Annotated in this window: 22 protein-coding genes; 3 read left to right on the plus strand and 19 right to left on the minus strand. The window is 33.9% G+C overall.

Going from position 1 to position 23,084, the window contains the following annotated elements; translation table 11 throughout:
* Window position 1: 1 nt before the first annotated feature.
* From GVV10_RS04990 to GVV10_RS05030, 9 genes are all read right to left on the minus strand, one after another.
* Window positions 2–1,639 (minus strand): PTS transporter subunit EIIC, encoded by a 1,638-nt coding sequence (locus tag GVV10_RS04990; protein WP_159520218.1) that lies wholly within the window; start codon window positions 1,637–1,639, stop codon window positions 2–4.
* Between the two features lie 209 nt (window positions 1,640–1,848).
* Complete coding sequence (locus GVV10_RS04995; RefSeq protein WP_159520220.1) at window positions 1,849–2,508, minus strand: Crp/Fnr family transcriptional regulator; 660 nt, start codon at window positions 2,506–2,508, stop codon at window positions 1,849–1,851.
* Window positions 2,505–2,732 carry a heavy-metal-associated domain-containing protein gene (locus GVV10_RS05000; protein ID WP_159520222.1) on the minus strand — a complete coding sequence of 76 codons (228 nt, stop codon included), beginning with the start codon at window positions 2,730–2,732 and terminating at the stop codon, window positions 2,505–2,507. The genes GVV10_RS04995 and GVV10_RS05000 overlap by 4 nt, the downstream gene beginning before the upstream one ends.
* Entirely contained in the window at window positions 2,729–3,004 is a 276-nt protein-coding gene (locus tag GVV10_RS05005; protein ID WP_159520224.1) for an iron-sulfur cluster repair di-iron protein, ric, read from the minus strand. Before GVV10_RS05005 ends, GVV10_RS05000 begins: the two co-directional genes overlap by 4 nt.
* Before the next feature lie 15 nt (window positions 3,005–3,019).
* Window positions 3,020–4,858, minus strand: coding sequence for a heavy metal translocating P-type ATPase (locus GVV10_RS05010; protein WP_159520227.1), 1,839 nt, complete (start codon window positions 4,856–4,858; stop codon window positions 3,020–3,022).
* 226 nt (window positions 4,859–5,084) lie between these two features.
* Window positions 5,085–6,521 (minus strand): glycoside hydrolase family 1 protein, encoded by a 1,437-nt coding sequence (locus tag GVV10_RS05015; RefSeq protein ID WP_201289994.1) that lies wholly within the window; start codon window positions 6,519–6,521, stop codon window positions 5,085–5,087.
* Window positions 6,522–6,535: 14 nt separating this feature from the next.
* Window positions 6,536–7,288 carry a histidine phosphatase family protein gene (locus GVV10_RS05020; RefSeq protein ID WP_159520229.1) on the minus strand — a complete coding sequence of 251 codons (753 nt, stop codon included), beginning with the start codon at window positions 7,286–7,288 and terminating at the stop codon, window positions 6,536–6,538.
* 18 nt (window positions 7,289–7,306) lie between these two features.
* On the minus strand, window positions 7,307–8,890 hold the full coding sequence (locus tag GVV10_RS05025; RefSeq protein WP_236261866.1) for a PTS transporter subunit EIIC: 1,584 nt from the start codon (window positions 8,888–8,890) through the stop codon (window positions 7,307–7,309).
* A 71-nt stretch (window positions 8,891–8,961) separates the two neighbouring features.
* On the minus strand, window positions 8,962–10,902 hold the full coding sequence (locus GVV10_RS05030) for a BglG family transcription antiterminator (protein ID WP_159520231.1): 1,941 nt from the start codon (window positions 10,900–10,902) through the stop codon (window positions 8,962–8,964).
* A gap of 134 nt (window positions 10,903–11,036) precedes the next feature.
* Between GVV10_RS05030 and GVV10_RS05035 the strand changes: the two genes are divergently transcribed.
* Complete coding sequence (locus GVV10_RS05035; RefSeq protein WP_159520233.1) at window positions 11,037–11,918, plus strand: hypothetical protein; 882 nt, start codon at window positions 11,037–11,039, stop codon at window positions 11,916–11,918.
* A gap of 18 nt (window positions 11,919–11,936) precedes the next feature.
* Window positions 11,937–12,860 (plus strand): hypothetical protein, encoded by a 924-nt coding sequence (locus GVV10_RS05040; protein WP_159520235.1) that lies wholly within the window; start codon window positions 11,937–11,939, stop codon window positions 12,858–12,860.
* 52 nt (window positions 12,861–12,912) lie between these two features.
* On the opposite strand, the gene GVV10_RS05045 is transcribed toward GVV10_RS05040, so the two are convergent.
* The 8 genes from GVV10_RS05045 to GVV10_RS05080 all read right to left on the minus strand — a co-directional run bounded on the left by GVV10_RS05045 (window position 12,913) and on the right by GVV10_RS05080 (window position 20,333).
* Window positions 12,913–13,773, minus strand: a complete 861-nt coding sequence (locus GVV10_RS05045) for a DMT family transporter (RefSeq protein ID WP_159520237.1) — start codon at window positions 13,771–13,773, stop codon at window positions 12,913–12,915.
* The gene (locus GVV10_RS05050) at window positions 13,773–15,071 is read right to left on the minus strand and encodes a class II D-tagatose-bisphosphate aldolase, non-catalytic subunit (RefSeq protein WP_159520239.1); all 1,299 of its coding nucleotides are present in this window, start codon (window positions 15,069–15,071) and stop codon (window positions 13,773–13,775) included. The genes GVV10_RS05045 and GVV10_RS05050 overlap by 1 nt, the downstream gene beginning before the upstream one ends.
* Window positions 15,071–15,586: an RpiB/LacA/LacB family sugar-phosphate isomerase gene (locus GVV10_RS05055; protein ID WP_159520241.1), complete on the minus strand. Its 516-nt coding sequence runs from the start codon at window positions 15,584–15,586 to the stop codon at window positions 15,071–15,073. The genes GVV10_RS05050 and GVV10_RS05055 overlap by 1 nt, the downstream gene beginning before the upstream one ends.
* A complete protein-coding gene (locus GVV10_RS05060) occupies window positions 15,583–16,017 on the minus strand; it encodes an RpiB/LacA/LacB family sugar-phosphate isomerase (protein ID WP_159520243.1) in 435 nt (144 codons plus the stop codon). Before GVV10_RS05060 ends, GVV10_RS05055 begins: the two co-directional genes overlap by 4 nt.
* Window positions 16,018–16,033: 16 nt before the next feature.
* Complete coding sequence (locus GVV10_RS05065; protein WP_159520245.1) at window positions 16,034–17,479, minus strand: glycoside hydrolase family 1 protein; 1,446 nt, start codon at window positions 17,477–17,479, stop codon at window positions 16,034–16,036.
* A gap of 2 nt (window positions 17,480–17,481) precedes the next feature.
* On the minus strand, window positions 17,482–19,143 hold the full coding sequence (locus GVV10_RS05070; RefSeq protein ID WP_159520247.1) for a PTS transporter subunit EIIC: 1,662 nt from the start codon (window positions 19,141–19,143) through the stop codon (window positions 17,482–17,484).
* Window positions 19,144–19,152: 9 nt separating this feature from the next.
* Window positions 19,153–19,464, minus strand: a complete 312-nt coding sequence (locus tag GVV10_RS05075; RefSeq protein WP_159520249.1) for a PTS lactose/cellobiose transporter subunit IIA — start codon at window positions 19,462–19,464, stop codon at window positions 19,153–19,155.
* A gap of 107 nt (window positions 19,465–19,571) precedes the next feature.
* The gene (locus GVV10_RS05080) at window positions 19,572–20,333 is read right to left on the minus strand and encodes a DeoR/GlpR family DNA-binding transcription regulator (protein ID WP_201289995.1); all 762 of its coding nucleotides are present in this window, start codon (window positions 20,331–20,333) and stop codon (window positions 19,572–19,574) included.
* 246 nt (window positions 20,334–20,579) lie between these two features.
* On the opposite strand from GVV10_RS05080, the gene GVV10_RS05085 reads away from it, so the two are divergent.
* Window positions 20,580–21,281, plus strand: a complete 702-nt coding sequence (locus tag GVV10_RS05085; RefSeq protein ID WP_159520253.1) for a hypothetical protein — start codon at window positions 20,580–20,582, stop codon at window positions 21,279–21,281.
* 76 nt (window positions 21,282–21,357) lie between these two features.
* On the opposite strand, the gene GVV10_RS05090 is transcribed toward GVV10_RS05085, so the two are convergent.
* Both GVV10_RS05090 and GVV10_RS05095 read right to left on the minus strand, forming a co-directional pair.
* The gene (locus tag GVV10_RS05090) at window positions 21,358–22,275 is read right to left on the minus strand and encodes a PTS system mannose/fructose/sorbose family transporter subunit IID (protein ID WP_159520255.1); all 918 of its coding nucleotides are present in this window, start codon (window positions 22,273–22,275) and stop codon (window positions 21,358–21,360) included.
* Complete coding sequence (locus tag GVV10_RS05095; protein ID WP_159520257.1) at window positions 22,265–23,074, minus strand: PTS mannose/fructose/sorbose/N-acetylgalactosamine transporter subunit IIC; 810 nt, start codon at window positions 23,072–23,074, stop codon at window positions 22,265–22,267. Before GVV10_RS05095 ends, GVV10_RS05090 begins: the two co-directional genes overlap by 11 nt.
* Between the last annotated feature and the right edge of the window lie 10 nt (window positions 23,075–23,084).

A 23,084-nucleotide genomic window follows, 5' to 3' on the forward strand; every position in this document is an offset into this window, starting at 1 on the left:
ATTACAGCCCTAATTCAAAGCGAACATCTGCACTGACTGATGCAACATGAGCACCGTAAATAATTTGAACTGCATTGTCTAGACGAATGACACCCATTGCTTCGAGTGAGTTTTTCCATAAATAATCAGGGCCAACTTTTTCTGCATCTTTAACAACAACACGTAAACGTGAAATGCAATTATCCACATCAACAATGTTTTCTGCTCCACCCAATGCTTCAATAATGCCTTGAGCTAGAGCTTGATCCGCGTCTTTTTTACTTAATTCTTTAATTTCTTTTTGTTGTTCTTCATAATCTTTCTTAGAATATAATTTAATGTCTTCTTCACTTTCTAAACCTTCTTCACGTCCAGGTGTTTGGACTTGGAATTTTTCAATTAAGAATTTAAAGATGAAGTAAGTTGCTATGAAAAAGAGTGGGAATAAGAATAGGTATGGTTTCATATTTAGTTTTTCAGGTCTTAAGAAGAATGGTATCCAGTCTTTAAGATTTCCCTGATAAATTGATACTTTAAAGAATTCTGATAACATTTCAGCAAGTGCTGCTAATGGAACATGAACTAGGAAATATAACCAAGGTGCAACAAACAAGAACGTAAACAAGATTGGCTCTGTAATCCCAAATAATGTTGTTGATAGAATTGTTGGAATAAGAAGTCCAGCAACTTTTTTCTTGTTTTCTGGTTTCGCTGTTTTATAAATAGCAAATGCGGCTCCTGGGAATATTGCAAAGTTAACAATTCCTGAGCCTCCCATAAATGCTCTGACTAATAATTTGTCTGGTGTTGGTGATGCAAGTTGTGCTAATTGAATTGCTGCATTACCTGTAACCAATACGCCATCAACAACCATGCTTCCACCAAGTTCTGTCCAACGCATTGGCAATGACAAGAGTGGGTGTAGACCAAATGGAATGAGTGATTCCACAACTAAACGATAAATAAATGTACCCGCTAAACCACTATCATGAACAAATTGTGCAAAACTTCCAAATAATGAACCAATCAATGGCCATGAGAAGTTAAAGAAAATCCCTAAAGCTCCCCCTGCTAGTAATGATAAGATTGGAACGGTACGTGTTCCTGAGAAGAATGATAAGACCATCGGTAATTTCGTACGATAGAATTTTTGATGAATAATTGAAATGATTGTTCCTACTGCAATACCACCAAAGACACCGGTACGGTATGTGAAGAACCCAAGTTCAGTTGTAAATAACGCAGCTTGTTTTGACGCTTCAATAGGATCAACCCCTGCATCAATTAACCCTTGAACAGTTTGTGTCGCTGCACTTAAACCAGCTTGTTTTAAGAATGTTTGGATTGTTGCTTGCATTGCTAACCATGCAACTAAGGCTGAAAATGCTGCCCATCCTTTTTCATTTTTAGCAAGTGAGAATGCAACCCCAACTGCATAAAGTACTGAAAGGTTTCCAAAAATAACATCTCCTAGCCCTTTCAAAATTAAGAAGAATGTAAAGATAGCACCATTTTCATAGGTACTCCAATTAATACCAAGGGCAGATACAGTCATTTCATTTGTAAATGCTCCCCCTAAACCTAAAAGCAACCCACCAAGTGCAACCAGTGCAATTGGAACTAACATTGCCTTTCCGTATGTTTGTAACTTTTCTCTCATATTAGCCTCCTTTTAACGATATGAGTGGGCTAATCTGAGTAAAAGAAAAGCCCAAAAAAAAGATTTTTTGAGCTAATGCCTGTCTCCAGTTACATGCTTAACACTATAATAACAACCCATGAAAGCGTTGTCAACGAACAATGTGAATTTTAGATAACTTCTAACACATTTTTTCACAATATATACATTCTATTAACATATCACTAACATTATTCATCGTATTTTAACAATGTAATCATATTATTTTTTCTATAAATCAATCCTTCATCTTCAATTTTTTTAAACTTTCTCGACAATGTTTCTGGTGTTGTTCCCAAAAACTCCGCCAATTCTTTCATCATTAAAGGTAACTTGAATTTTTGGCTGTTATTTAACTTACTTAAATTTATTAGATACGTATTTAATCTTTCTTCAACTTTTTCAGTTGTTAAGAAATATGTTTGCTGTTCAAGTTCCTGCAATTTTTTTGCGTTATCTTCTAACATTTTCAAGGCAATTTTAGGATGTTGGATTAATATTTTTTTGAAATCGTCTTGGTTTATGATACATAAATTTGTATCGTCTAATGCTTTACCATATCTATTTTCATTCTCTACTCCAAATAGTTGATTTTCACCCTCGTAGTTTCCATTTTCTACTATTCTTAAAAGTTGTTCATTGCCATTTTTTGAAAGTTGATATACTTTCATTTTTCCACTTTCTACGACAAGAAGGTTAGAATTATCATCAGGTGAAAAAATTGTTTCGCCTTTTTTATAATTTCGATGCTTAATCAAACTATTAATTATTTTTAAATCTTCTTGTGAAAGGTGATTGAATAAATCTACAGAAGAAACACACATGATTGAATCATGACAACATTCTTTCATCTTACATTGACCTTTTTCACTTCAAAACCTACGTTTTCAATCGCATCAACAATCTTTTCTGGTGTTGTCATTGATGCATCAAATTCAGTTATTAATTTACTTGCATTAAATTTTACAGTAGTTTTATCTTTAATCACGCCTGTTTGCTTATTGACGGCTGCTTCTATTTTTTGAACACAAGTAGGACAGACTAGTTCTTCTAATTGTAAGGTGAGTTTTTTCATTTATTTTCTCCTTTTTTATATAGTTGTTCTAACATCTGATATGTTTTTTTATACGTATCACATACATCTTCCGGTACTTTAAAATTATTTGTCGAAAAATTTATTGTATCAAGAGTTTTTAAAAATTGTTCTTCATCATCTATATTTCTTTCTAATTCCTTAAATAAATGACGTAACTCGATCACTTCTGGATGATTTTTTGCATGAGCTTTAGTCAATGCATTGGTATAAAGATCTAATATTTCTTTATTTGTTTCAAAATATTTTTTCATACTTTCTCCTTTTTATTATAATCTATATTTTTTTAGACGTATAGCATTCAATATCACCAACAAAATACTTCCTTCATGAAGCAACATTCCAATAGACATATTCATCCAATCACTAACAAATAAATTTATCACTAAAAATAATACAACAATAATTGAAATAACAATATTTTGAATCATATTATTTCGTGTCGCTTTACTTAATCCATAAGCAAAAGAAATATTTTCATCTAATAACACAATATCAGAAGTTTCAATGGCAACATCAGTACCATTACCCACTGCTATACCGATATCTGCACTCACAATCGAAGGACTGTCGTTGATTCCATCACCAATAAAAGTTACTACTTCACCTTTTTCCTGCAGATTGTTAATGAACTTGGCTTTATCTTCGGGCATTAAACCACCATAAGCCTCTTTGATTTCCAATTCGTTAGCAATGATCTGTACAGAATCTGAATTGTCCCCTGATAATATTACAAATCTGTCGATTCCTAATTTTTTTAATTGTTTTATTTCATCAGCAATATTTTTTTTAAGTGCATCTTGAACTATAAATACCATTTGAATCTTACTGTGTACCGCAACACAGGCTATAGAAAATCCTTTTGCTTCACTTTCTTTTATATCTTTTTCTACTTCTGCACTCCACTCAACATTTTCTTGTTCCATAAGAGCTGTGTTTCCTACCAAAATCCTAAGTTTCTTTACATTTGCCTCAATTCCTAAACCTTTGTGAACACTAGTATTCGATACCTTCAATGAATTAAATTCACCAATATAGTCTAAAATAGCTTTTGCTATAGGATGATTTGATTCTTGTTCAATACTTCCGACGTAATCTAAAATCTCAACATATTCATTCGAATAATTAAAAACATTGTGGACCTGAGGACGACCTGTTGTTAATGTACCTGTTTTATCAAAAGCTATCACCGATGTCTTACTGAAGGTTTGTATTATTTCACTTCCTTTTAATAAGACACCATGGGATGCTCCATTTCCAATACCAGATACATTTGAAATAGGAACTCCAATAACTAATGCTCCAGGACATCCAAGAACTAAGATTGTTATTGTGGTCTCAATATCACGACTCAACAGATAATAAATAAGTGATAATAGTAGTATTAGAGGGGTGTAGTATCTTGAAAATTGATCAATAAATCGTTCAAGTTTACTTTTTCTATCCTGTGCATCTTCTACTAATTCAATAATTTTTCCAAACACAGTATCTTCTCCAACTTTTGTTGCAAGCATTTGTAATGTTCCATTATCTAACATAGTTCCAGCATAAATTTGCTCATTTTGTTCAACCCATCGTGGATAAGGTTCTCCTGTAATATTCGCTTCACTAACATACCCTTCTCCACTTATAACATGACCATCAACTGGTATTTTCATTCCCGTTTTAATAAGAAGAATATCATTAATATTAATCTCATCAAGATCTATTTCTTCGAATTCATCATGGTTTATTTTCCTCAAAGCTACATCTGGCATCATACTAACTAAATCTTTAATTGAATTTCTAGTCTTTTTGATTGTTTTTTGTTCTAAGTATGAGCCAAAGAGAAATAAAAACGTTACGATTGCTGCTTCTTCATAATTTTTTATATAAAAAGCACCAAATACTGCAATACTAACGAGTAACTCTATACTGACAATCTTTAGCTTTATGGCACTGATTGCTTTATAAAACACTGGTAAAACACCAATCAAACCTGCTATTAGCAAAGCAATTTCTGTCAATCTAGATTCTTTTAATACAATACTAAGTACGAACGATAGTATAACCATCGTTCCATTGATATACATGAAATAATCACCATGCTTCATCATCATTTTTGTCATATTTTCACCTTCTTTTCTACCACTAGTATAATTGGAATAAACACCAAAGTAATTGATACCCATCAAGTTTCTATATCTAATTATGCTTTTAGACAACCAATCTTTGCCCACCTGACGTTAAACGAAAAATAGATTCAAATCACAATGTTACTATCAATAGTTGAACTTTAAAACACATGAAAATAGACAAACTTTTTTGAATAAAGTCTGTCTATTTTCATATACTTTATAATTCTTCTCCACGGGTGTGGATGATATCTTTATACCAATAAAAAGAATCTTTTCGATATCGCTTATAGTTACCCGATCCATCATCATTTTTGTCCACATAAATAAATCCATATCTTTTCTTCATTTCACCTGTGGTCGCGCTGACAAGATCAATGGGTCCCCATGTTAAATATCCAATAACCGGAATACCATCGTCTATTATACATTTTTTTAGTTCCTTTAAATGTTTTTCTAAGTAGTCAATTCGATACTGATCATGGACTGTTTTGTCTTCTTCTAACATGTCGACTTCTCCTAATCCATTCTCAGTAATCATGATTGGTAAATTATATTTACGATAGGTATGGTTAACGGAGTATCTTAAGCCGATGGGATCAATTGCCCAACCCCATTGACTCTTTTCCAATAAGGGATTTTGATAACCTGTAAACAAGGTTTTATCATGATCATCACCTTTGGGCTTCATGACACTAGAACTGTAATAGTTCAAACCAATAAAGTCGAGTGTTCCTTCCTTAAATGCATTTAAATCTTCAGTTTCCTGCTCAATTTTTATTCCAAAGCGTTCATATTCTTTGAGTTTATATTGAGGGAATTCGCCTTTACACATTGCATCAATTTGATAGTAATCACGATCCGTTGCATGAAGAGCATCCAAGGCTGTTTGTGGATCAGAATTAATGGGATAAACAGGTGTTAAACCAAACACACAGCCTATCTGATTCGTTTGGTCAATTGTTCGACCCAAAGCGCAAGCCTTTACGCCTGCAAGTGTCATATTATACCCTATTTGCGCTAAGGTTTGTTTTGGATTTTCCATATCACTATATTTTAATCCCGCAATCATATACGTGAAAATATCCGATGCATCTGTTTGGGGATCAATGTGATTCATTTCATTAAATGTTACCCAGTACTTGACCTTACCCTTTAAGGCTTCAAACATTGTTTCAGCAAATTTCAAATAAAGATCAATTAAGATTCTATCTGTCCATGAGTTATACTTATCAACTAATGCTTTCGGTAATTCAAAATGATATAACGTTACAATTGGCTCAATATTATTTTTTATTAAGCAGTCAACCAAATTTTGGTAATAGTTGATCCCAGCTTGGTTGGGGTATTCATCATCACCATTCGGATAAATTCTTGACCAATCCACAGAAATTCTAAGCGCCGTAAATCCCATTTCAGCAAATAATCTAATGTCTTCTTCATAGCGATGATAAAAATCAATGCCCGTATGGGAAGGATAAACTTTATTCAAGTCAATGTTTGAGGTGAATGATCGAGGAGTATCGACAGATCCTTGAGTCGCGAAATCCATGATACCAGGACCTTTACCATCATGATTCCAAGCACCTTCACATTGATGAGCGGCGATACTTCCGCCCCAATAGAAATTTATTGGAAACTTTTCTTTTTTCATCATACTTTCTCACCATTCTAGTCTAAATGACGAATGTCATTGATTGATTCGATTGAATATTTTCCATTTGAATATTTTAGAATCGTGATACTAGAGTTTTCAATAATTTCACCATTGTAAACACCTGGCAATGCAATCTCCATCATTGTCGGGATCATCCCACCTGAAGAAACAACTAAAATATTTCCGCCTTTCGATTCTTTAACTAGTGTATCAAGTGCGTCTGTTCCTCTTTCAACAATTTCATCGTAACTTTCCGCAGCTTTTAAAGGATCTAAAGCAGCAATTTCATCTGCGGCTCCACGATCACCAATTTTAGCCATCAATGCTTCGTAGTCAGTCCAATCTTCATCAAATGTGAAACCATGCTTTTCCATAATAGGTGTCCACATTTCGGCATTGGTTTTACCTTCAAAGCCACCATAGTTCCATTCTTGGAATCCTATATGTTCATTGAAAGGTACTTCTTTTTTATTGTTCTCTTCGATTATGATTCGTGCTGTATTTCGCTGGCGACCTAAATCTCCTGTATAAACAGATTCAAATTCAATATCCTTCAAGGCAACACCGGCTTTTTTTGCACCTTCGATTCCCGCTTCTGTTAATGGAGAATCTGCAAACCCTTGAACTTGTCCTGTCGTGTTAAAAAACGTCTTGCCATGGCGCACTAAATATACCGTAAATTCATCACTCTTTGTCTCTTCTTTTGTTGCTGTACATCCTGTAATGAGTAAAACGAATAGTAATAAAACTGACAATTTTTTCTTCAATTTTTTTCTCCTTTTATTTTATGCTTCTTGTTCTTGTTCTAACATTTGTTTATCCATAATTCTAAAGAATGGGTAATAAATTACAACTGAAATAACAACAATAAGTCCTGACCATACCGTTGTAGGAATATCGCCACCACTCATCGCATAGCCGACAAATACAGGTGGAATAGTCCAAGGAACGTTACCAATAATTGGCATTGATATTATATTGTTAGTCATAAGAATATACGTTACTCCTGCAATTAATCCTGGTGTTAAGACAAAAGGTAATAAGAAAATTGGATTAAAAGCTATTGGCGTACCAAAGATAATTGGTTCGTTAATGTTGAAGATTCCAGGCCCCAGTGACATTCTTCCCAATGTCTTAAACATTTTACTTTTTGCTGTGAATGCCATCAGTAATACTAGGCCGATTGTTGCTCCTGTACCACCTGCCCAAATCATCGTATCGACCGAATTGGTTGCGACAAATTCAACTGTTTTTCCTGCTGCATATGCCGCTTCGTTCGCTAATGAGTTTGATGTTAAGAATGCTTGGAATACTCCAATAACCACTGCTGAGTTAATACCTAAGAAGAAAACCATAGCACATAACATATGATAGATAACATAACCTGGTAATGTATTTAAGAATTTTGAAAGTGGTGATAATAATAGCATAATGTTATCATTCAAATTAAATCCAAAAACAACACTAATCAAAGTAAATCCACCTAAAATTACAATGGCTGGCAACAAGGATAAGAATGACTCTGTAATCGCCTCTGGCACGCCTTCAGGCATTCGAATAGCAATCTTGTGTTCTTGGAATAGTTGTAGGATTTTTACACTAATAATCGCGACCAAAATACCTGTCATTAAACCCGATACACCTAAGCCATCAACATTTAAAACTGGCCATCCTTCAACAATCGAACTTTGTGTAATTAGAAATCCTACAACCGCTGTCACAACACTTGTAATTGAGATTGTCTTATATTCTATACTTGCATAATATGCAATTGTAGCTGTTGTAATTAACCCCATCATCCCTGATGTGAATGCATAAATCGTATTAAAAAAATCATTACTTGGTGCTAAGAAATTCGCAATTCCTTCATGTGGAAAGTTTGTTAGCAGTATTGATATACTTCCTAAGATTAAAAGCGCTACTGTTGCCGACATTCCATCACGAATTATTTTTAAAACTTTATTACTACCTAATTTGCTTGCAAACGGTAATAAATACTTCTCTAACCATTGAGATAATTTTCCCATTTCTTCTTCCTCCTTATATTTTCGATTAATATTTTGGATTTGAAAAAGAAGTTGCTTTCCATGCATATGCCCATAATCATTGTCATTAATTAGCATGACAGTTACATCATATGGTTTCGCCATTGCCTTAATTCTTTGATATTCAAAATCAATTTGTGGAGCAATCAGTACATAGTCGACTAAATGAATATATTCTTGTACCCGCCCAACATCAACCGATGAAATTAAAAAATCAAGACCTAAATGATTAACCTCTTCTCTGAGTGATTTTACCATGATGCTTGAAGACATTCCTGCCGCACAGCATAGGAGTATTTTTTTACTGCTCTTCTCTTTATCCACCTTTACTATATCCTCCTTTTTATACTACTTCCTTAGAATGTTTTTCCTTTGATTTTCTAGTTTAAAGGAAATTACTTGAATAAGCGGTCAATATCATTCGCCTGTTCATCTTGCGCAAGACTATATAAAATTGCTTTAAGCGTTTCTAACGTTGGGGTTTTCGAAAATTCCAGCATCGCTTTACTATCCAACGCAAGTGCAGACAATACTTCGTGAAAGAGGCTTAATGATTCGTTTTTATTTTTCGATACACTCATTAACAAAACGAATTTAACATAGTTTTCTTTCCAAATAATCGGTTTTTCTAAAACACCTATCGCAACAAATGTGGAAGAGGTTATAGCTTCCATCGGATGGGGCATTGCGATTTGGTTTCCAAACTCAGTTGAAGCATACTTTTCTCTTTTTAGAACTGACTTTTCAAACGACTTCGGTAATGGCTTTACAGTTTCGATTCTCGAACACATTTCTTTAATGATTTGTTTGGAATCAGTCCCTTTTAAATCAGTAAAAAATAAATCTTTTGAGAAATAATCTTCAATGAAATCAAAGTTATCCTCATCACCTTTTAATAACCCAGAGATGCCCTTAACATCATCAGAATTAAGAAAATAATTAACTTCGATCATCGGTATTGAAACCTGTTGGTGAATAGGGACAGTGCTCAAAATCAAATCATAATCGTCTAGATTCATTGTATCTAAAGCATACAGTTCACTCACATCTAATTTATCAATGCTTTGACCAAATTGTTGTTTCACTTTATGATAAAGGATCTGTGAACTTCCAACGCCTGTTGCACAAACAATCAAGACATTCTTCTTACTCGATTGTTCTTGAAAGTTTTCAATTGATAAGGCAATGTGTAAGGCTATGTAGCCAATTTCTTCTTCACTTATCGTGAACCCCCAATGTTTAGAAATAATGAAAGCAACCCCAACCGCTATCTCAAATGCAAGGTTTTGTTCTAACTTAATCGTAGCGAGTAAAGGGTTTTCTATCCTTAGTCCATATTCCAATCTGTTTTTCATCGGTTTAAAGTGTAGTGATAACGCTGTATACAGATCGAGATCATGGGCGAGGTTCATGTTGTAATTCTCTTCAATATACATGAATATTTCTTTAAATAATCTATCATTTTCTTCAAAAGATATTTTATTTGTCTTAATGTGCTGAGATGATTCTTTTCCTGTTAAGTGCATTGCAATATATAGTCTTTCACTCGTTGGTAATTTTGTTTTATATTTTATTTCCAACTGATCACACAGCACATTCGCTAGATCATAAGCCTCACTTTGAGCCAAGTCTTGAATGTTGCCAGGTTGGGGCACATAGTAATGATCCTTCATTCTTATCAAGGTAATAATTATATGAGTGACTAAGTTTTTAAACCCCAAATCGGTGAGGCGAAATTCATGTTCATGCATTAATTTTAGTAAGATATCTGATATTTCGTTATAAATACTTTCTTTATCACGTTCTACAATGATTTCACTGTATGTGTTGGCACCGTAAAAATAAAGAGAAATTGCTGACCGGACTCTCATTTCAGAGCCTGTAATCTTCAATCCAAAGGCAGGTTTACTTATTATTTCTAATTCAAAATACTCCAACTTTTCTTTAACCTTAATTAAGTCATTGTCAAAGGTTGATCGCGATATATATATTTCATCTGCTATAGTTTCAGCTTTTATATAGTCATGACTCACCAATAATCTTTGAATTATATAATGAATTCTCTCATCAGGTTCACGAGGAATTGACTTCATCTTTAAATTAGTATCTTTAATTGAGTCTGATAAGTAAGTGTAATAAGCTTCCTCATCCACAATTTTAAGCTTATATCCACGACGATGAATCGATTCAATCTCAACACCAATTGCTTTTAAGTTTTCTTTTTCTTTATTTAATTCGTTTCGTAAAGTACGTGTTGTTATTCCAAGTTCAAAACAAATTTCTTTTCCGCTAAGAATCGCGTCTTTATCGTTCAGTATTTTTATTATTTGAATCATTCTATTGGAAATCATAGTATCACACTCCATTTTAATAGTAGCATATTAATACACTAAATTACGTTTGGCAAAAATTAGCCAAGACTTTCTTCCACCTTTTTTTTATAATAAAACTAACACGAAGGAGGAAAGCAATGATTGAGACAAAAGCAAATATAATTCGCTGGTTAGCATACTGTGATGAATTGAATGTTTATCCATGGGAGTATGATTTTAAGCAAACCTACAAACTTGCAACAATCCAAGATAATCAAAACGGAATAGACATGCTGATTGATTATAAAAATTATCAATTTGACGAACAGGGATTCTATCTCAACCCCAACGACCCCATTCAGCGGCAAGGTAAATACGCAGATGCTGATAAAGAGGCTCACGAAATTTACAAAGTACTGTGGCCTGTCGATAGCAGCGGTATAATTCGGGGTGATGTTATGAACTCTTTTATCACAACATTTAATGCAGCTTACAAGCAATCAAAATCATATGACAAAGCAAAGAAGCATCAAGACAGTTATTATAAAAACTTAAAAGAAAGTTACAAAAACTCTGAGCTAATTATTGATAACCTTGAAGGGTTTAATCGATTTGGAAAGTTGACACATACACTGGGTAACTTTATCGTTCTTCCTCATTGGATGAATACCGGTCGGGCATCTTTTTCAAAAGACTACTGGGATGTTACTTTAGCTTCACTTAAAGATTTTCTCGAACCGATTCATGCTTGGAAAAATTTTATTGAAGTCTATCAACTTCAAGTCTATGTCAATAAAAAATCATTAACCATTAATCCATTGTGGAAAAACCACTTAAAACACTATGGAAAAACAAACGCATACACTCCGCAAAACAATGAAGAATTTTATACATTTCTAAACACCGTTAATCAACGAATTGAATATCGTGGTAAATTATTGACGAAGTTCTTATTGGAATCGCTTGATTTAAAAGATCATCATACTTATTCACTTGTTAAAAATTTACCTATTTATTATGCCGATGATTTATACTATTAAGTAAGAGGAGCAAAATACATGACCAATAACAAACAAAGAATTTACAATTTCCCACACGATACCTATACTTTGGTTGACATTGAAAAAATCAATCTTGATTTAGAAAATAAAATGCATGGTGGACGCAAGGATATCTTTGAAAACATGACAACTTTGCATCAATACTTTGCAGAAATCTATACAGATTCAAGTGGCAATGAAATATATTCTTATGATGATATTCGGCGGTTTTTGGGAAGAAAAAAAGGAGGAATAAGTCATAAAAAAGCAATGACTTTGGCCAATGAGTTTGGGCTTATTTTGAAAAATGATGAAACATTTTATATGACGGATATCGAGGATGTGCTGCAAATTTTGACCTATCAAAAAGTGAGCGACATTCGCAACTATTTAGAGCCTATGGACTCTTTGGAAGGTATACTTACCGGATTTCGTGACATTTTACTAAAATTAGAATCATCTCAGCATTTTAACTATATTCCAAATACGACACTTGATGGATTTGCTTTTTTTGGCGAGTGGATTTGTGAGCTCAATCGTGCCATCTTTAAATTAACGCTTGGTAACTTGGAGCTTAAAACAAAACTGATGACCATCCTTGAAGAAATTGAGTTTTTTATTCGTCAGTACGAGGTTCCTGGCGTAGTTGAACGATGGTTGGAAATTAACCCATCACTTGCATATTATGATGTCGTTTATCAGATCATGGATGAGCATCCTCAACTCTACGAAAAGATTCGAACCAAACATCATTCTCTGAGCTTTTCTTTTTATCCAAGCAAAAAAGATCTCATAAATCGAAATCAATATTTTGAGTCAATTAACAAGAATAACACAAAAAAAAATCTTCAATATAGTCAACAAAGACTGTTTCAAAATGAATTAGAAAAAACGTTAAACCTCATTATTGATCATGACCTTATCGATTATTTACATAAATAAAAAAACTGAGTGCTGCCTCCTAATTTGGAGTCTGTACTCAGTTTTTTAAAGTTTACACATTACTTTTTTTACTTGAACTCATAACAACTGCTAGCATCAATAATCCCATACTAATTCCAGATTTAACTGTAATTTTTTCACCCAGTAAAATTATCCCAAATAAGGTTGCGAAAAGCGCTTCTGTTGATAATACGACTGACAAAGCTGTTGGTGATAATGTTTTACTAGCAAATAATTGCAGTAAGTACGCAATCAGCGTTGAAAAAATGACTAAATACCCAATGGATACAACGGAACTAAGATTTAAAGTGGCTAGAAATGAATAATCATCAATAATTAGTGAGGCAACAAGTGAAATCATCCCTGCGACCACCATTTGCATAAATGTTGTTAGTAGCGTACCAACATCCTTGGCTTTGCTTGAAAAAACCACATGTAATGCAAAGAATACTGCACCAATTAATGAATATAAATCCCCCATATTAAAGCTAAGATTCACACTACTCATTGTTAATAATGCAACTCCAAGCAAGGCTAAAAGACTCGCTAAATAGTCTTTTCTATCCGTTTTTGTTTTAAGAATCACACTGGCTATAAATGGTGTAAATACAACATTCAAAGCTGTTAAAAAGGAATTGTTTGATACAGTTGTAGCTGCATTACCAATCGTTTGAAAATAAAATGCTAAGAACAAAAATATTCCTAAGGGCGCAGTTTTTATCAACTCATCCTTGTGTGCTTTCAGTATTGTCTTATAACCAAAAATAAATAAAACAATTGCAGAAAGTGTAAACCGTATGGCAAGGGTTGCCATCGCTGGAATTTGTTCTAAAGCATAGGAGGTGGCTACAAAGCCACCTCCCCAAATCATTGCAGCTAAAAATATACTTAGATATGCTTTCTTTTTTAACATTATAAGGACAACTCTTTGATATTTGTTGCAAAGACATAATCATCAAGGTAAACATTGATATAGTCTTTAATTAACTCATTAACATTATTTTTTACTTTTCCTTCTTTAACGTTTCTATACTGAATTGGCAAGTATTGTGAGAGAAGATTAAGTGGAATTTCTTGATTTGAAAGATTACTCTCAAGTTTACTAATTGCTTCAGAAACTGCAGGTTGTGGAAGGTAATAGCGAGCACGATCACTAAAACTAAATTTACGTTTTCGTGCTTGTTCCTCTTCTGTACCATGGTAGTATTTTTGCCAGTTTTCTGGTGACTCAATCATCGTATTTTCTAAAACGTCAATAAACTTCGAAGAGTCTTTCACTAAATTATCTTCAATGTGGCTTAAAGCAAATAAAGCTTCACGATAGGCAAGTGTTAATGCTGGTCCTACTTTTAAAATATTAATGCCATCTTCTACCATATTCTTCAGTAACATCGGTGTTTGATAATCCGTTGAATGTCCCTCAAACACAATATTAGGATAGTTGGATTTCAAGTGATCAACTAGCTCTTTTGCTTTTTCACGATTATAGAAATCAATGTTTTCATCACCAAATTCTACTCCAGGTTGAACAACAATTGCAATGATATCATCAAACATATCGTCTAAATTGGCTTCAGAAAACTTAGTCTTAAATACATTATATGTTGTGTCTAGATCATCAACTGATGTGACAACCATTTCTTCAATTTCTTGAGATCCTCCTGGAATTGGTACTTCTGAACCAATGATGTAAACTGGAGGTATTGCATCGATATTTTCTTTTTGTAAATCCGAAAATGCTTTTTTACATGATTGGGCTAAACGTACAGTACGATTAGCAATTATTTCATCGCTTAGTTTCGAATTTTTATCATCATTCGCAACTTTCATGGACGTATCTAAATGAATCTTAGTAAAACCTGCATAGACATAATCATAAACAAGTTGTTCTGCATTTTTCATGGCTTCATCTTCATCTAAATTAACCCATGTCAATGGTCCTAAGTGATCACCACCTAATATAATTTTATCGTGTGGGAAGTCTACTTTATCTGCAAGTTCATAAACAAAGTTTCTAAAATCCAAAGGCTTCATGCCTGTGTAACCACCAAATTGATTTACTTGATTGGCAGTCGCTTCAATCACAGCAACACTGTTGTCTTTTTTAGAACGTTCAAGAACCGCTTCAATAACTGTTGAATTTGCCGTACATGCTGAGTATATTCCTATTGCTTTTTTATTGTTTAATTTCTTTAATTGATTTTCCATCATTAATCTACATAACACCCTTTCTCCCAATCATCCAAGAATTTATCAAATGTATCTTCATAAAATTTGTATGTTTTTTGATCAATTAAGCGATCAATTTCCTCAACTTTTTTAACATTGTCCACACTTGCATCAAATTCTGTTGTTAGGAATGTTTCTACAATATCTTCAATGAGCCCAAATCCTGCAATTCTGCCGCCAAATCCAATAATATTTGCATTATAAGTTTCTCGTGCATCTTTTGCAGTTGCTACATCTCGTACAAGTGCTACACGTGTACCATAAACTTTTTGTGCAGCGTTGGTAATTCCAACACCTGTTCCACATAATACAATTCCTTTATCAACAACGCCTTGAGAGACTAATTCTCCAACCCTTTTTCCATAGATTGGATAATGAGTCCGAACATTATCATATGTTCCACAATCAATTACATCATGTCCTTGATTAATTAATTGATCCCTTAACCGATCTTTAACATCTGTGACAATATGGTCACAACCAATCGCTATTCTCATAAGTTTGGCTCCTCTAACATGGAATCAAGCATATCAACACGTATTTGATGTCTTCCGCCTGCGTAATCATGTGTTACAAAACGATTCACAATACCACGCATTACATCATTACCAATAATATCTTGTCCTAAAGTTATAATATTGGTATTGTTGTGATCACGTGTCATCAATGCTGATTGTTCATCATTGAGTTGTGCACAAATAATGCCTTTGTATTTACCTGCGACCATAAATGGACCATTGCCCGTGCCATCCACTACAATTCCAAATGCGTTATCTTCTAGTACTTTTTTCACAACATTTTGTGTTGCGGAAATGGTATTTGCATCCTTTTTTGTTAAATCTTCATACGCAACATCTAATTCATCAAGATAAAGAAGCACGTTATTTTTTAATTCTAATCCGTCTGGTGTTGCTGAAATATATATCATATGTACCTCCTAAAAACTAATCATTAAGTAAAATTGAACCATTTGATTCAATTACATTTTTATACCAATGGAAACTTTTTTTCTTATAACGATTCAACGTTCCCGTACCATCTTCTTGTAAATCAACATAAATAAATCCATAACGTTTTTTAATCTGTCCTTCTGTTGTTGAGACCACATCCATGGCTGACCAACTGAGGAATCCCATAATATCAACGCCATCCAGAATCGCTTCATGAACTTGTTGAATATGTCGTTCTAAATAATCAATCCTATAATCATCGTTAACGGTATAGCTTCCTTGACCATCTTCAATTAATGTATCCATAGCCCCTAAACCATTTTCAACTATGAAAATTGGAAGTGCATATTTGTCATACATCTTATTCAGTAAAATTCTAAATCCAACTGGATCGATTTGCCAACCCCACTCGCTTGATTCTAAGTAAGGATTTGCCACTTCTTTTACTGTGATTGTATCTTCAGATACATCGCGAATGTCTGGTGCTTCGTCATCTAAAATGGTGGTACAGCAACTACGATAATAACTTAAAGAAATATAATCAACTGGGTAATCTTTTAAGTACTTTAGGTCTTCTTCACTCACATCAAATGAGATATCATTTTCTGCAAAGAAACGTTTAATATATGGAGGGTATTCACCACGAACATGAACATGAGTAAAGAAATCAAGTTCTTGTTCTTTTAACATGGCTTGCACCCCATCTTCAGGTACTGGACGTAATGGATAAACGCCTTTAGCTGAAATCATGCAGCCAACTTGCATATCAGGATTAATTTCATGCGCAATTTTCGTTACTTTCGCGCTCGCAACCAACTGGTAATGTGCTGCTTGAAATAATTGAGAATTTGATAACTCCTCTTCTGGTGTCAAGATTCCACCTGCAATAAAAGGTGTTTCTAAAATTGCATTAACTTCATTAAATGTAACCCAATATTTTACTTTGTCCTTATATCGTTCAAAGACAGTTCTTGAGTAATTTTCAAAAAAACCAATTAATTTAGGATCAAGCCAACCATTGTAATTTTTTGCTAATGCTAATGGTGTCTCATAATGAGCAAGTGTAATCATCGGCTCTATGCCGTATTTTAAACACTCATCAATGACATCATCATAGAACTGTAGCCCTGCTTCATTTGGAGTTTCATCATCACCGTTTGGGAAAATTCTAGCCCAAGAAATCGATGTTCTAAAGACTTTGAATCCCATATCTGCAAACAACTTAATATCCTCTTTGTAACGATGATAAAAATCTGCTGCACCTAATTTAAGGTTATCAGGTGTTGGTCCATCGGTAATAATTCCTCTAGCACCATTGGGTGTTACATCTTGAACTGTTAATCCTTTACCATCAACGTCAAATGCGCCTTCAAAATGATATGCTGCTGAGGCACTTCCCCAAAGAAATCCTTCTGGAAAGTTCTTATAATCTAATGACATTACTAATCTCCTTTACTCATTTCTGCTAATACAAAATCTGCTGCTAATTCTTTATCTCGTGTCATTGCAATGTATTCTTTACCTGTTGTCATCGCAACTTTTGCACCATACTGACTTGCTTGTTTCTTCAAGTTTTCATAATGGCTTGACACTTGAGGTGCTAACACGACAAGATCATAATTTGGTAAGATATCATTATGTTGTCCATAATGACCTGCTTGTGCATTAAGCTCAATGCCATGATGTACTTTTACTTCATTTAAAGTGTTGGCGAACAACCCACTTGTTCCCCCTCCAGCACATAAGACTAAGACATTGACTTTATCGCTCAAGTCTTTTGCTAAACTTGCTACATCAATTTTGTTTTCATGCCCATCTAGTTCATTGTCTAAACTTAATAGTTCTTGTTCTAGAACCTGTTTTTCATATACTTTAAAGAATGGATAATAGATGGCAAAGTCTACCACAATAATTAAGAGAACAAGGACAAATGATAATGGATGTAAGTTCGTTCCTAAAGGTAAACCAATCGGAGCGGGTGTCGTCCAAGGCACTTCCATAATAAATGCATTCATCCCAAGCGTTGCTACAAAGAATTTATAAAGAATAGTATTGGCAATTGGTGCGACCATAAATGGAATAAAGAACAATGGATTCAAGACCAAAGGCGCCCCAAATGTTAACGGTTCATTGACTGCAAACATAACTGGTAAAATTGCTGCTTTACCTACGGCTTTATTTGCTTTAGATTTAGATAAGAACGCAAACATAAAGACCAATACGAGGGTTGCTCCAGTACCACCAAATGCTGCCGTCATATCATAAGCTGAATTGGTCAGAGTTTTAATTGGTTGTAACCCTTGAGCATATAATGCTTGATTTTCTGCTAAGTTCATAAACATTGCTGGTTTAACTGCTGGTAATACAACATCAGGTCCATTGAGACCTAAGAATTGAAAGAACGCTGCCGCTCCGTTAATAATTGATAATCCCACATATGTATCCGCCATGACAAAGATTGGATTTAACAAAGTCATAATTGCTTGAGAAACGTTTATTCCTCCAGAGAAATGTCTAAACACAATATCGAAAATCCAAAACACTGAAATCGACAGTGAGTATGCAATTAAACTTGCAAATGTTTCAGAAATATTAGGTGGCACTTCTTTTGGAAGTCGAACAGTTAAATTACGATCAACACAGAATGCATAGATATTTGGAATAATAAACGCAATAACAACTCCAAATAACATTCCTGAGGATCCTAAATAATCAATGGTAATTCCACCTTCAATTGGGTCGGCCATTAAAATCATAAATGCTGAGAATGATGAAATCATAATTGCCAATGGATTTAATTTTTTATTAATTGGTCGGTCATTGTTTTTTAAATCTGCTAATGCTTTTGAAACAGTAACCGTAACAATAATTCCAAATAATCCCATTGTGAAGTCATATGGTTTTAATAATAAAGCCATAATCTCATCACTCCAATAGAATCCCCATGTGTTTGGTACATAACCAATCATCATAAAGATACTTGAGAATAATAAGACATACATCGGTGCAATAAGTCCATCACGCATTGCACTAACATATGTATTTGCTGTAAATTTATCAAAATAAGGCGTAAGTTTTTCTAAGTACGAAATTATTTTTTTCATTTTCTTCTCCTATTCACTGATTTTTTTAACTAAAATCACTTCAATAACATCACGCAATAATACAGTTCCCATGAGATGGTCTTGCCCATGCACCATTGTCAGGCTGTAAGGAAGATCAATCCCCTGAGCTTCCTTTGCAAGCATATCCATCTGAGTTTGGTGAGCATCTCTTATTAATTCTTGTGCTTCATCAAACAATACTTTAGCACTTTCATAATTTTCATCTAAAATATGATTCAGTGCTACCATTAATTTAGATTTTGCTTCTCCTGCATAAGCAACTATCTCAAACCCTAACATTTGAACATCCGTTTTATCCATTAAATCCCTCCTTGATAGCGGTTGCAAATGAATTGTAACACACGAACAAACAAAAAACAACACCAAATGTTCGTTTGGTGTTGTTTTTTGTTTGTTATTCGAACATTTTATAACACTTTAATGTTCTTTTCATAACGTTTAAGCACATTTTGATCTGTTTGACTATCTGTTATTAAATAATCACAATCACTTAAATTGTAGAAGTGATAAAAGTCAACTTGATCTAATTTTGTATTATCTGCAACAATATATTTAATTGTTGCATTATTTAAGATCTTTTGCTGAGTTATACCCTCTTCCTCATTGTAGTTCATTATGACATCATCATCAATAGCGTTAACCCCAATAAATGCTTTATGAACACGAAGGTTCTCGAGTGATTCATTGGCTAACGTTCCCACAAATGAGCTCGTTCGTTCTCGAAAGGTTCCTCCAATTAAGATTAGACCTTTATTTTTTTGAGCTTTAAGCTTCATGAAGAGTGCCAGAGAGTTTGTAATAACTTTCAATGTTTTTTCTTCAATCAATTCAGAGACTAATTCAATTGTTGTTCCTGCACCTAAGAAAATTAATTCATCATTTTCAATTTGTGCTGCAATTTTACGAGCAATTTCATGTTTCAATTCTATATTCATTGACATTTTATGATCATGACTTAATTCACTATACACTAATTCTGATTTACGATTGTTGGTTATTTTAGACGCTCCACCATGTAATCTTTTAATGAGGCCTTGTTTTTCAAGTTCGATAAGATCTCTTCTGACAGTCATTTCTGAAACTTTATATGTTTCACTTAAATCTTGTACTGTTACCATTTTATTCTTTTCAATCTGTTTTAGAATAAGGTCTTGTCTTTTATTCTTCATAATATCCTCCACCATTAACTTTATCACATATTCAAACATCTAACAACATTTTTGAACATCAACTCGAACATTATAGATGCTAAAGGGGTCTTATATCTTAATTATTTTTATGAATCTAGCTCTATCTTCTTCAAAGAACTTACGTCTAAACCATGCTTTAACCAAATTCGATCAAATTCGTACAATTAATGCTTATCTTTTATTTTTACTATGATATAATTATTTGTATATTGAAAGGGGATTCACATGTCAAATCTTACACATTTATTTGATATTTATAAGGATAAGAATCATAAGGATTATTTATTCGCCAAAAAAATAATTCATAAAATTCTTTTTTTTGGTTTAGCAACATGTTTTTGGATATTTATAGTAATAAAAGAGTATGTTTCTAATAACCCTGCAAAGCAGCTTTGGTTATTGTTTGGTTTATTTATTTTAGCGAAATTAGTCATTGAAGTCGTATTTTCTTTGAGTGTTATCAACACGTATTCCGCTTTGATTGAGGATGAAAACGCAAGTAATTCTCGCTTAGCGAAATGGATGTCTAAACGTTTTTGGAAGTATTATAACAAAAAAACATACGGTTGGAAGTTTATGGGGTCTTACAACACCAACAAGTCTTACACTGAAGGTGCTTATCGTGGAAAAAGAAATGCATCAATGGGTGATGATTTCATCGGAGCTTTCGGACCTGCTTTACGCATTACCAAAGCAACCTACGACCCGTTCTTCAAACGTAAATTTAAGTTTATGTTTGAAAACTTAGCAATCCTTATAAATACACTAAATCACTACGCAGCACAACCCTTTATTCTACCTGAAGAATACAGTCTTCTTGATGATTTTAACCAATACAAGCAAGAAACATCAAACCAGGCTTATTATGAGGGTCAAAGAGAATTTGATCGTGGTTACTATGACGCTCAAAATGATGACAACTATTAAGATGTAAGTTTAGATTTAAAATGCCAAGATTTCTCGAATTGAGATCTTGGCATTTTTATTATATCGTTAGTGTGTATTATTCTGCTTCTTCTGCTGGAAGTTTATACCACTCTACCAATGGTGTATAACCACCATCAAGTGCCTCTCCGTCTGCATCTAATGCGCCTGAATCAGCGGTCCATATTCCAAACGCTGTACCAGTTAAACCAATAACCAATAAGAGTACGATTGCTTTGGTTGGTGTCCAATTTTTCTTCTTAACTAAGAAGAATAGTAACAATGTAATCGCTAAAGGAATCAGTTGTGGTAAGATACCATCTAGAATTTTTTGGAAATTAATGACAGCTCCTCCACCTTGGTCATAAATGACTCGAATTCCTGTTGCACCATAGTTTGAGACTAATGCCCCAACAATAAAGACCCCTAAGATACTTGCTGATCGGGTAAATTCTTTCGCATTATTGGTAAATAAATCAATGGCATTAATTCCTAATTCATATGATTTATGCATTAAGAAATAACGAATCGCAAATTGAGCTGCGTTAAAGATTAATAGGAATAATATTGGCCCTAAAATCTGACCTTGAATTGCCATATTGGCAGTTAGTCCTGCTGTAATTGGAACTAAAGTTAACCAGAATAAAGCATCTCCAATTCCACCTAAAGGTCCCATTGCAGCAACCCTTACCGCACGAATTGTTGGTATATCTGCTTTTTGTTGTTCCAATGACAAGACGATACCCATTACGAATGTAACAAGGAATGGGTGAGTATTAAAGAACTCTAGGTTATGTTTCATTGAACGTGATAAATCTTCTTTATCAGTATGAATTTCCTCTAATCCAGGTAGGATTGAGTATAACCAACCACCGGCTTGCATTCTTTCATAGTTAAACGATGCTTGTAAGAATAATGATCGCCAAACCATTTTATTGAGTGCTGATTTACTAATATTTTTTGCAGGTGTTAGATTTTCATAATTATTATATTCCATCTTCGTCACCTCCAGTTGATTCAATAGACTTTATTTTTGTATTCATTTGGAAATCATAAATTGCAATTGCTAAACCAATTAAAGCAATAATTAAGAGTGCTGAATCTTTCAAGGATCCAATTCCACCAACAATGGATGCGAATGCAAATCCAAGTAAGAAGAATCCCCAAAGTTCACCAGACAACATAATTTTCATTAAAATAGCAAATCCAACATAACGCATCATGTTACCAGCAGCTGCTAATCCAGCCATAAACCAACTGTTATCTGCTGCCCATTGCATGATACTTGAACTCATTCCTGTACCGACCTTCATTCCAATCATGACGATAATTGCAAATAATGTACCAATGATTAACATACCAAGATAATTTATTCGCTCAATCCCTTTAGGATCAGCATTCTCAGCTGCAAGATCTGCTCTTGCCATTAAAGGTGACATTAATGTAAATGCAGTTGTAACGGCATACTGTCCAAGCAATGCGAATGGAACGGCTAGACCGACTGCAGCACTTGCATCAATACCTTGAATACTTATTGCAAACACTGTTGCCATGATTCCACCGATAACTGCGTTAGGTGGCTGTGCACCTCCAATAGGCATACTACCGATTTGAATCAGTTGATATGTACCCCCTACTGCTAAACCAATCCCAATATCTCCTAAGATCCAACCAACAATCGGGCCAAGCACAATAGGTTGATACAAGGACTCTAGAAAGCTAAATTGGTCAATTGCAGCAATAAAGGCGACGATAAATACTAATACATATTGTACTATTGTAAAGTCTGCTCCCACTTTTTTTCCT

It is taken from the genome of Erysipelothrix urinaevulpis, assembly GCF_009828835.1.
GTDB lineage: Bacteria > Bacillota_I > Bacilli_A > Erysipelotrichales > Erysipelotrichaceae > Erysipelothrix > Erysipelothrix urinaevulpis.